Origin of the sequence: Nostoc sp. C117 (assembly GCF_043099735.1) — a bacterium.
Classification (GTDB): Bacteria; Cyanobacteriota; Cyanobacteriia; order Cyanobacteriales; family Nostocaceae; genus Nostoc.
In genome coordinates this window covers 7616462-7628155 of sequence record NZ_CP170991.1, presented here as the reverse complement: position 1 = coordinate 7628155, position 11694 = coordinate 7616462, and the positions used below count along the sequence as shown (strand labels likewise).

The following is an 11694-nucleotide window of genomic DNA, read 5'->3' as shown; positions in this document are numbered from 1 at the left end:
TCAGCTAAGAACTTACCGTATAAATGTTTAGTTCTCAGTATATCTAGCAAGAATTAAGTTGGATTTCTATAACTTTATACTACGGTAAACCTGTAGAAAATACAAATAATGAGTTTTTGACTTTACCATAATTAAATTTATGGTTAGTTTGGAATGGTATCGCAGTTTTGTCGAAGTGTACCGAGTAGGTACTGTGTCTGGTGCAGCCGAAATCTTACATCTAACTCAACCTGCTGTCAGTCAGCACATTGCAGCTCTAGAATCAACTTTAGGAACTTCTCTATTCCAACGAATGCCCCGTCGAATGCTTCCCACTGAAGCCGGAAAGCGATTATATACTCGCGTTGCTGCGGCGATCGAAACGCTAGAATCAATTCCTCCCAAAACTGCCTTAGCAGATGCACCTTTACTGATTCGTTTAGGAACTCCGACAGAATTTTTCAGTGAATATGTTTTGCAACGTCTACCCAAAAGAGAAAAAAGCCTATTTACAGTCAAATTTGGGCTGGTGCAAGAGCTGATCGAGGAACTATTAGCCGATCGCATTGATTGTGCGATCGCTACTCAAAAAATCTCCCAGCCAGAGCTTGAATATCAACTGATTTTTGAGGAAACTTTTTGGCTCGTTGCACCACCCACGATCGCAATTCCCATATCGCAAGATGTCATGCAAGCTGATTTAACGTCTCTAGAACAGTGGCTTAAACTTCAGCCGTGGATTGCTTACAGCGAAGACTTACCGATTATTCGCCGATTTTGGCGGGTCATATTTGGTCGGCGTTTGGATGTGAATCCCCAATGGGTGATTCCAGATTTACGAAGTATTCGGGAAGCGATCGCCCAAGGAGTCGGTTACAGTGTTTTACCTGATTACCTCTGCACTGACTGGATTGCCGATGGTCGGTTAACCTTGATTTTAAAACCCACAAAAGCCGTAACTAACTCCATTTGGTTGGCGTATCGCAAGTCACAACGACAATCGCAACAGGTAATTTTACTTTTAGAATGGCTAAGAATTGATCTGACTCAGTGCTGAGTGGTGTACATGAATAGCGTGGCGTTTAGCCCCCTGTGAGCAGTCTTTAACTCAGCACTCACCACTCTTCATGGCATGATATCAGCATCCCTTGATACTCAAAATACTGATTGCGAGGTTCTATGAGTAATGTATCTCGATTATCCCAAGCTTCTAATTCCCCAGGTGCAAATTCTCCTTTGCAGTTGCTGGTTTTGAGTAACGGACATGGGGAAGATATGATTGCAGTCCGGATTTTACAAGAGCTCCAACGACAATCAAACCCACCAGAAATCTTTGCTTTACCTCTGGTGGGTGAAGGACGTGCTTACGAACAATTGGATATTCCCTTCATCGGTTCAGTACACACTATGCCTTCTGGTGGGTTTATTTACATGGATGGGCGCCAATTGGCGCGGGATGTACGCGGTGGTTTGTTACAACTTACTCTTAGCCAAATTAAAGCTATTCGCCGTTGGGTGAGTTCCCAAAAAAAATTAGGTAACAAGAGAGCGATTTTAGCTGTGGGAGATATTGTCCCGTTGTTGTTTGCTACTTTTAGTGGTGCTAATTATGCTTTTGTTGGTACGGCAAAATCAGAATATTATGTGCGAGATGAAGCTGGATTATTACCACGAAAATCCAAAGGTGCGCGTTGGGAAAACTTTTCGGGTTCAGTCTACCATCCTTGGGAACGTTGGTTAATGAGTCGTCGCCGTTGTAAGGCGGTGTTCCCTAGAGATGCGCTGACGACGGAAACATTAAAACAATGGCCAATTCGAGCTTTCAATTTGGGTAATCCGATGATGGATGGTTTAGAACCAACATTTTCCCGCCAAAAATTTTACAGTGCCGATACTCAAGAGCAAGAAACAGTCCGGCCTTTTGTGGTGACTCTTCTACCTGGTTCCCGTGCGCCAGAGGCATACGCCAACTGGGAAACAATTATGATTGCCGTATCTGCGTTAATGACAAGTTTCCAGCAACGAGGTTCTCTATTCCACACTTCTGGTACAGTGGTATTTTTAGGTGCGATCGCTCCTGGTCTAGACTGTAATATTTTGTCTAAAAGCGTGCAATCCCAAGGCTGGCGAAGGGAAGCAACATCCCCGCTCTCAATTTCCGATACAAATTTATTGACATTTAAGCAAAAAAATGCATATTTGTTATTAACACAAAAAGCTTATAACGACTGTTTGCATTTGGGAGATTTAGCGATCGCAATGGCTGGTACTGCTACAGAACAGTTTATCGGTTTAGGGAAACCAGCGATCGCTATTCCCGGTAATGGGCCTCAATATAACCCTGCCTTTGCTGAAGCTCAAAGTCGGCTTTTAGGGTCATCTTTGATTTTAGTTGAGCAGCCAGCAGAAGTTGCCAAGATGGTACAGTCTTTATTCAAAGATCCTGATAATTTGCAAATTATTGCCGAAAATGGTGTGCTACGTATGGGAAAACCAGGTGCAGCATTACGTATTGCTGAATGTTTGCAGGAACAATTAGGATGATTGGGCATTGGGGACGGAGGAGAAATAAAACTCCTAACTCAGCACTCAGCACTCACTCAAGCTACCAACCCAGAACGCAAAGCCCTAACAGCTGCTTGGGTACGGTCATCAGCACAAAGTTTATTAAGAATATTCCGCACATGAGTCTTGACAGTACCAACTGTAATGTAGAGTTTCTCGGCAATTTGCCCATTGCTACACCCAGCTACAATCAACTCGAGAATTTCTAATTCCCGTTGAGTCAAGGGGTATGTTTCTAGAACTTGCTCATATTCTGTGGCCAGCGCCTCAATTTTGACAGTTTTTGGCTTATCAGAGCCTTGGCTTTCTCCGGGTATTCCTTGGCGCATCTTTCGCAATACCACATTGGCAATTGCCGGATCGATCCAAGAGTTACCGCCGTGAGTCGCTTGTATAGCCTCAGTTAACTTACTGATACTTGTCTCTTTCATATAATAAGAATCTGCTCCTGCCGCGAAAGCTGCAAGTACAGCATCTTCCGTGTGATCCATTGTCAGGATGAGAATCTTTGTTGCTGATTGCCCGGTTTCAGCTTGGTAGCGTCTGAATTTACGGGTCAGTTCAATGCCATCCATGTCAGGCAAACCAATATCTACAACAGCTACATCTGGCTTTGCCGTTTCTAAAAGTTTTAATCCTTGGGTAGCATTTGCGGCTTCGCCAATTACTTTTAATGCACTATGAGACTGTAATGCAGCCCTTAGTCCCATTCGCGTTAAGTCGTGATCTTCAATTAAAATAATGCTAATTTCACTCATTGCTACACTCGCTTTTACGCTGTTGGCATCTTTCAAAGTATTACCTTTTGCAATATCTTTTATTTCCCAAACCTAAGATAGATGATCTTTTAACCAGTCTGCATCCACCGATAGAAATAATCAATGTCCTATTATTTAGTATTTAGATAGAGTACAAATCTAGCTGGAGATATATGGCTACTTGTACAAAAAGGATGAACCATTGATACGAATACCAAGTTACAGCCTCTTACTCAAAATTCAGCTTTCACTTGGTATGCTCTGTTAGTTATTTACGATTATCTTAGACAAAACTGGAAAAATTGAGGTTACCTGACGAAAAACTGAACTACCCTTAGAGGGCTTTGTAAGCACACCTTTTTTCTTGATTGTTTCGATGAATCTGATGGGTATCCTAAACCTGGGGAGTAGAGGACACAAGAGAGAAGGAGATAAAAACCTCCTGACTTAGGGCTAAATCCCCTGCTAGCACCAACAGAACTGTTTTGCCCAATGCCCAATTTATAATTTTGCCAACTCTGGAAGTTAGCGATCTCCACGAAAACACTAATATCGATCTGGTCATCGTTAAAAAAAATGTTGAAACTTAAGGAGCTTTAGATTACTTAAAATTTACCAATAAACACAGAGAGTAATTTGCTATTTACTCAGTCTAATCAATCTGATAGGTAAAACTGCTCAAGCTTATGGTACACAATAATAATGTATAACTCTCACCAATGACTGACGACGGGCAGGGACTCACTCATTTACAATCGTTTTAAGCTTAGTAAAGTATTTTATTTTACTTTATACAAGCCCTGTTTACTGTAGCCAGTTAAATAGGGTTAAGTTTTTAATTAGTAACTCATTTTACAGGCATTGGGGGCGAGCTATAAGTTTAATTTCAATACCTAGTCAATTAACTAGATTGAGGATACAACAGACCCAATTAATCTCAGAAAATGGCTAAATGAGGAATAAATACACCAAAATAAGAGAATAAAATTAATGTCATAAATGTCAAGCAGACATTCATAATTCAATATTGGGCAAAAATCCCTTAGTTAATTAAGTTACAGATTTTAGATATCAGAAAATCTTACATTATTTAATAGGATAATCTGAAAAGATAAATATTATATATCAACCTATGTTTTACGGCGAAAATAAAAACCGATGGAAGAGACGCTGAAAATTTTGGTTGTAGACGATGACGAAGTAGACCGGATAGCAGTACGTCGTGCCCTGACGAAAGCAGGTATTGAGATGGATCTGTCTGAGGTATCTGATGCTAATGAAGCATTGTCTGCCTTAAACACTACTAGCTATGATTGTGTTTTCCTCGACTATCGCTTACCAGACCAGGACGGATTAACCCTAATCCAACACATACGCTCTTCGGAAATCAAAGTTCCTTTAATAGTTCTGACTGGTCAAAGAGATGAACAAATCGCTGTTGAATTAATGAAATCTGGTGCTACAGACTATCTTTCTAAATCTAGAATATCTGCGGAAACTTTAGCACATGTTTTGCGAAATGCTATTCGAGTTTATCATGCTGAAATGCAGGTAGCTTTGGCAAACCAGCAACTCAGAGAAAGTCATGAACAACTGATTTATAAAAACCAAGAATTGGAAAGACAACAGCAACAAATTCAAATGCAAAACTTCAAGTTATTGGAGGCATCACGGTTAAAATCGCATTTTTTAGCTACTATGTCCCATGAACTTAGAACACCAATGAATGCAATAATTGGTTTTTCGCAAATACTGTTGCGTCCCAAGTTCGGTCAACTAACGCATCAGCAAGCGGATATGATTGAACGTATCTTGAATAATGGTAAACAGTTATTGATGTTGCTAAATGAAGTTCTCGACTTTTCCAAGCTAGAGACAGGGCGATTAGACTTAAAACCAGAAATATTTGATATATCAAAAGTAATAAATACTACTGTTGGTGAAATGCGTTCATTAGCTGAGGTAAAAAATCTCTCATTGCTGGTGCAAACTGATTTACAAAATCCTCTGGGATTTAACGATCCAGTTCGTATCAAACAGATTTTAATTAACTTGCTCTCCAATGCAATTAAGTTCACAGAGTCTGGGGACATTTGGGTTGAGCTTAAGGAGCTACCTGGAAACAGAGTGGCAATTATCATTAGAGATACAGGTATTGGTATAGCACCTAAAGATTTCAAACATATTTTTGAAGCATTTCGCCAAGTCGATCAAAGTATTACTCGCAAATACCCCGGCACAGGTCTGGGTTTAGCAATTGTAGATTCATTGGTACAGATGATGGGTGGGAAAATATTTCTTGAGAGTGAAGTGGGGGTTGGTTCATTGTTTAGAATTGAATTACCTCGTCGAGTAACATCACCAACTTTAGCAATCGAAACTCCGACTTTAAAGCGGGAGAAGGGGGAACAGGAGCAAATTTTTTGTTCTGCTCAAAATCCACATCAATCATCTTCTCAAGCTAATAAAGCACCAATAGGGTATCCTAAATAAACTATAAATTACTTTAAAACCCCGATAAAAGTTGATAAATCATGTCTGGAAATGAAAATTATAAAATTGATCGTATACTCGCAGTTGACGATACTCGAGATAATCTAATTTTGGTTCAAACAATTTTAGAATGTGAGGGATATGAAATTGATTTGGCTGCAAATGGGATAACGGCTTTGCGGCAAATTGAACAATCTCCACCGGATCTGATTTTACTAGATGTGATGATGCCGGGGATTGATGGTTATGAAGTTACACGTCGGATTCGTAATAACCGCGCAATTAGTACTTATATCCCAATTTTGCTGATTACTGCCTTTCACGAATCTAGCGTTGTGGAAGGTTTAGATGCTGGTGCTGACGATTTTATTCGCAAACCATTTGATACTGATGAATTATTGGCAAGAGTGCGATCGCTCTTACGTCTCAAGCACAGTTTGGACGAACAACAAAAAATGGCGCGTCAACGAGAAGACTTTGTTTCCCGTTTGACTCATGATTTGCGAACTCCCTTGGTAGCCGCCGATCGTATGTTGAATTTGTTCGAGATGGAAACATTCTGCAAAATTTCGCCGGAAATGAAACAGGCGATCGCAGTAATGATTCGCAGTAACGAAAATTTGATGCAGATGGTGAACACCCTCCTAGAAGTCTATCGTTTTGATGCAGGTAAAAAAACCTTGAATTGGGAGGTATGCGATTTGCGAGAAATCGCTGAAGAAGTGGTGAGTGAAATAACACCTTTAACCAATGAAAAAGACTTGACTCTAGAAATAGACGTGAGTGAATTAGATTCACTGGATAAAAATGCTGGCATAGTTATGGGCGATCGACTGGAATTAAGGCGAGTATTATATAACCTAATTGCTAATGCCATGAAATTTACAGATACAGGAGGGATAACAATCCGCATTCTGGAAAAATCACCAAATCCTGACCTTCAAGATTGGATAACAATTGAGGTAGAAGATACAGGATATGGAATTGCGCCCGAAGATCAAGCAACAATTTTCGAGCGATTTCGCCAAGGTAGAAACAAACGCTCAGGTAGTGGCTTAGGACTACATCTATCACACCGAATCGTAGAAGCTCACGCAGGAACTATCCAAGTCACCTCAGAAATAGGTAAAGGCAGTTTATTTACTGTGCAATTACCTAAAAATATTTAATATTCTCTAAATTAATTTAGTTTCTTATTAAGGAAATCAATTATTGAGGTTTGGTTTCGAGCAACACTTTTTTCATTAAGGGAAGTATGAGAAATTACTACTATTTGTCAGCCCCTCGCCCGCCCTTAATTATCGTGCAATCAAGACGCTAATTAATAATAGTTGAGTATTTTTTTATTTGTCAGTTGCATAAGTAACGAGGAAACGTCATATCAGATTTACGAATATTTGGACACAGCCTATAGGGAGATGAAGAAAAGTAACAGCAAGTATACATTAATCTTGGTGTAGTAAATGCTTGGTATATTTAAAGGCTTGGCTAAGCCAAGCCTTTTATTATGATTATCAGTTTTCAAGATATTTGCACACAGCCTATAGAAAGATTAATTGAGTGAAAAGCCAGTCTTAATTAATTTTTGATGTATTTTAAAGCACTAAATATATCGAGGTTTAGCACTCAGCTAAGCTTTTTTTGATGAATTCTCGTATTGCGATCGCTAATCACAAACCAATTAAACATCTGATTGCAAAAGTATCATCAATATTATGCAATATTTACATTAGTGCCCATGCAACATAGCCGAATAGATGCGATTCTAATATCAGGGAATAAAGATGGATACTTACCCCTGGTGTTGATTTGACCAGGGGCTTTTTATTTGGCTTTAAACTGCCACGATTGACTCGCACCTGCAACGCACTCATTCTTCAGCGAAAGGTAAAGAGGCTGGCTGAATTATCTGTCAACACGAGCCAGTAAGCGCAGAAATAGACCTTCTTCAGACAATTTTTCAGCATCAATACATGCTAATAAGCTCCCTGCAAGAATCTCTGAGTTGTAAGAATTCCTGATTTCTTTCCTAAGATAGTGTCTGATGTACCAACACAAAAGCTCAGTAAAATCATGCCCATGAATTTTATATCGTATTTCTATCAGTTCTTTTGCACGTAATTCTTCAAGTTTAGTTATGAATTTCGATTGCTGTGAGCTATTACCATTACTATTTAAATATTTAGTAATGAAAGTTTTTAAATCGAACTGAACCTGATTATTATTTTTATTCAATTTACAGCAGTCACCAAACTTTTCTAACCATGTCATATTTAATTCAAGTGCTTCATTCGTAGCCCTAATTAAGAATAAATCCTCTAAGACTCTAGATACTTGATTAAGTATTTCCCTAGCTTTGGGCTGAGACAAACGTAGCCCTAAACGCAGGTATTTATCTAAAACAACCTCGTTAAATAGGTACATCTCCAGACACGAATAATCAGTAAATAATAGGAAATCACATTGATATTCTTGTCCAAATAGCCAATCAAAATCCTTATCTGCAATACATGTAATATGTAGAGGAGTTTCTGAGAGTTTATCTTTTATATATAGGGCAAGATAAATAACACGACTTCGGTTATTGTCTTTTAATCCTAGTTGAAATAGTAATTGGGCAGGAATTTCAACTGTATCAATTTCATAAACAGCAAAATCTTGATGTTCTTTATAGTCTAAAAACCATTCTATCAATAGCTTATCTGTCCTACCTTCAACATATATATCACACAGATCCGGTTCAAGTTCATATCTAGTTATAAGCTCGTCAAGCGTGCGTCGTCTTTCATTCTCCATTTCTCAATTATTTCTCCAACTTCACAAGCTTAACGACATTGTTGTTGTACTGAGAAAGTAATTCAATTGAATGAGTCGCTAATATAAATTGAACTTGGCTTCCTTTTGTCAGTTCAAGCAATGCACGAATAAGTTGACGCTGCCATTTGATATTTAGTGATATTTCTGGCTCATCAATAATAAAGATTGTTGCTTTATCTCTCGCCGTTAGAGTATTACAAAAAAGTAGTAGGAGTTGCTTTTCTCCTGAAGAAAGCGTTTCTGGAGATAATTCTTTTCCTTCTTCAGTAAATATTTTTAGTCCGTCTCTGACATGCAACCTTATATATTTATCACGAAAAAATAACTTATTGATTGTCGTTTCAAAAATGGTCAATAAATTTTGTGTATCCTGGAGAGCATCAAAACGTGCCGCTACACTATCTAAATAAGGTTTCAACACTCTTGATATAATTGAAGAATCAGTTTTAGTATTAAATTTTAGTATGTTAACAATTTTTTGAGTGTCTAATGGTGGCATTAACCCAAACCGAGAAAAATCTTTACTACGATCCTCATGCGCTTTTAGCTCACTGATTAGCATTTCAGTTGATTGTGATAATTCTTCTTCGATTAAATCTCCTGAAGCATGAAAAATTCTTGTAATAATTTCTTCGTATATATTATGAACATTTGCTTCTCCTTGATTAGCTCCTTTTAATGCTTGGTTACGAATCCATTCTTCAGTTCTATGAATAGATGTTCTCAGGGTCAATTCTCTATTAAATATAGACTTAGATTTTTCTCTTAAACTATCAAACATTGAAAAGTAAAGTGATACAGATGTTTGTTTATCCTTAGCTTCTTGCTCATGAAATATATCACTGTCTAAAACTCTATCATCACCCAAAAAAAACAGGCTTAATCGCATTCTTATAAAAGTTTGATAAAAGTTATATTTCCGTATATTTTTCTTGGGTATATTTTTGACATCATTTTCAGCATCTGCTTGAAATTCCATCTCAAAAATAATATGATCGTGCTCTAATAATTCCAGATGGAATGAACCAATAAAATTATCATTTTTTCGACTAGCAATAATACTTGTTCCATCAGCCAGAAAAACTGAAAATTTGCCAAAGTTACTCTTTGCTAAAAAAGTAAGATGCTCTAGTTCTTGACCTGTTGATAGGAGGTGAAATAAAACTTTTAGGATAGTCGTCTTACCAGAACCATTGTCACCATAAAGGATAATTAGTGAAGAATCTGTATGAGGATTATTATCTTTTTTTGCTAAAGTGTATGTATATTTACCAAAGAGTCGTTCTACTTCAATGCGAACTACTGATAGGGGAGGACTAGCTGTGTTTATATCGAGCATCTGCATAAAAATTACTGTTCCTTATTTCAAGAGATAGGGTTGTAAAAGCTGAAATTTATTTTACTCCCCTAATTACATTTTATCGTTCAGTTAGATGGCTATTAACTCTTAAATTACATTTAGATAAATCTAACTGCAATAATTAATTGCCTTTGACTAATTCACGCCTTAAACGTCAACACCGGACTCAACCGCGCCACAACATCAACCATTTCCGCCTCAACCTGCACATCAATCACAGACTGAATCGGTTTGTAAGCGGCGGGTGCTTCTTCAATTCGCCGTTCTTCACGGAGAGTAATGCAGTCTATTCCGGTTAATCCCAGTTCTGCTTCACTTTGAGATGCACCTCGCCGATTGAGGTCGAAACGAGAACGAATTCTTCCTGCCCCATGTGAGGCGGAATTACAAAATGCTGGATTGCCTTTACCCACCATCAGATAGGAATAAGCACCCATTGAACCAGGGATAATTACTGGTTGTCCTGTATGGGCGGGACAAGCGCCTTTGCGTGTTACCCATCCTTCACCTTCTGGTAAGGTGATGTTATGCGGCAAATCATAAACTAGAGGTGCTTCCACATCTTTGTATACTTCCCGCAAACGCAGACGTAGTAATTCCGCTAACATGAGGCGATTAACAAAGCCATAGTTAGCGGCTGTGGCCTCAGCTTGCAGGTAACTGGCAACTAGTTCGGGGTGAGAAGAAGTAGAAAGGGGAAAAATCTGAAAATCTGGGTATTTCAGACCTTTTTGCCAAGCTGCTTTGGCTTTATCTCGCCACATTCCGCCGATGTATTTACCAACGTTTCGAGAACCAGAGTGAATCATAAAAGCTAGCTGTCCCTCACGCACTCCCCAGGCGTGGGCTAGTGTGCGATTTTCGACTTTATCGACTCGCTGCACTTCGACAAAATGATTGCCGCCGCCAATGGTTGCTAGTCCGCCATCGCGCACTAGTCCAGCATGAGGAACCAATTCTTCTGGTGCGAGTTTCCAGTTACCATCCATTGAACCACCTAAGAAGATGGCGTCGCTTTCTTCGGCAAGTTGTTGCAAATCAGACTTAACTACACTGCCCGTAGGCTTATCTAGCATGGCATCCAACCAACCGGGAACCCCATATTGAAACAAAGCTTGCATTGCTTGAGCAGTCATCGTTACATCACGCGTGCCGAAGAAGTAATCTCCCTTCATCCGTTCTACGAATTGGTCGCGCTTTGCCAGGAATTCCTCGATTGTCAAATCAGCAACATGCAAGCGCATCCCACAATTGATGTCAGAACCGACGGCACCAGGAATCACCTGACCCACAGTTTCTACAACTGAACCAATGGCGACCCCTGCATCACCTGGGTGAAAGTCAGGCGTAGCACAAGCACGACAAACGCATCCACCAGATGGGTGACGGACACTTGCTAAATTTGCTAACTGCTTGAGCGCCTTGGCTTCTACGGGAAAACCTTCCGGCAGTAATACTTCTGCTACAGGAGCATCAGGAGAATTAACTAGACGAACAGAATAAGTCTGATTATTGTAAGTTACATCCAAACCCTGCCGCTCTAAAGCACGCAGGAGACGTTTTAAGTTTTTTGGCTGCATGAAAACTCCAAATAAAGTCTTAAAAAAGACTCTTTGTTGTGAAGAGATAAGGAGACTTAGGTTCAGCAGCCGCGTCTCAAGTGGTGGGGAGGGTAGTTTTCCAGAATTGTGGGGAAATACTAGTCCCATATCACCTTAATAG

Annotated in this window: 8 protein-coding genes; 4 read left to right on the top strand and 4 right to left on the bottom strand. The window is 39.3% G+C overall.

Annotated features, from left to right (window positions below; genetic code table 11):
- Window positions 1-139 precede the first annotated feature (139 nt).
- Together ACFG4S_RS32550 and ACFG4S_RS32545 are read left to right on the top strand one after the other, a co-directional pair.
- Entirely contained in the window at window positions 140-1036 is an 897-nt protein-coding gene (locus ACFG4S_RS32550; RefSeq protein WP_392532975.1) for a LysR family transcriptional regulator, read from the top strand.
- A 122-nt stretch (window positions 1037-1158) separates the two neighbouring features.
- Complete coding sequence (locus ACFG4S_RS32545; protein ID WP_392532974.1) at window positions 1159-2523, top strand: lipid-A-disaccharide synthase-related protein; 1365 nt, start codon at window positions 1159-1161, stop codon at window positions 2521-2523.
- Window positions 2524-2579: 56 nt separating this feature from the next.
- Here the strand turns inward: ACFG4S_RS32545 and ACFG4S_RS32540 are convergent, their stop codons facing one another.
- Window positions 2580-3302: a response regulator gene (locus ACFG4S_RS32540; protein ID WP_392532973.1), complete on the bottom strand. Its 723-nt coding sequence runs from the start codon at window positions 3300-3302 to the stop codon at window positions 2580-2582.
- A 1158-nt stretch (window positions 3303-4460) separates the two neighbouring features.
- Between ACFG4S_RS32540 and ACFG4S_RS32535 the strand changes: the two genes are divergently transcribed.
- Both ACFG4S_RS32535 and ACFG4S_RS32530 read left to right on the top strand, forming a co-directional pair.
- Window positions 4461-5795, top strand: coding sequence for a hybrid sensor histidine kinase/response regulator (locus ACFG4S_RS32535; RefSeq protein ID WP_392532972.1), 1335 nt, complete (start codon window positions 4461-4463; stop codon window positions 5793-5795).
- 41 nt (window positions 5796-5836) lie between these two features.
- Entirely contained in the window at window positions 5837-6964 is a 1128-nt protein-coding gene (locus ACFG4S_RS32530; RefSeq protein ID WP_392532971.1) for a sensor histidine kinase, read from the top strand.
- Between the two features lie 736 nt (window positions 6965-7700).
- Here the strand turns inward: ACFG4S_RS32530 and ACFG4S_RS32525 are convergent.
- The 3 genes from ACFG4S_RS32525 to ACFG4S_RS32515 all read right to left on the bottom strand — a co-directional run bounded on the left by ACFG4S_RS32525 (window position 7701) and on the right by ACFG4S_RS32515 (window position 11552).
- Window positions 7701-8591 carry a hypothetical protein gene (locus tag ACFG4S_RS32525; protein ID WP_392532970.1) on the bottom strand — a complete coding sequence of 297 codons (891 nt, stop codon included), beginning with the start codon at window positions 8589-8591 and terminating at the stop codon, window positions 7701-7703.
- A gap of 7 nt (window positions 8592-8598) precedes the next feature.
- Window positions 8599-9957, bottom strand: a complete 1359-nt coding sequence (locus ACFG4S_RS32520) for an AAA family ATPase (protein WP_392532969.1) — start codon at window positions 9955-9957, stop codon at window positions 8599-8601.
- Between the two features lie 155 nt (window positions 9958-10112).
- Window positions 10113-11552: an RtcB family protein gene (locus tag ACFG4S_RS32515; RefSeq protein ID WP_392532968.1), complete on the bottom strand. Its 1440-nt coding sequence runs from the start codon at window positions 11550-11552 to the stop codon at window positions 10113-10115.
- Window positions 11553-11694: the final 142 nt, after the last annotated feature.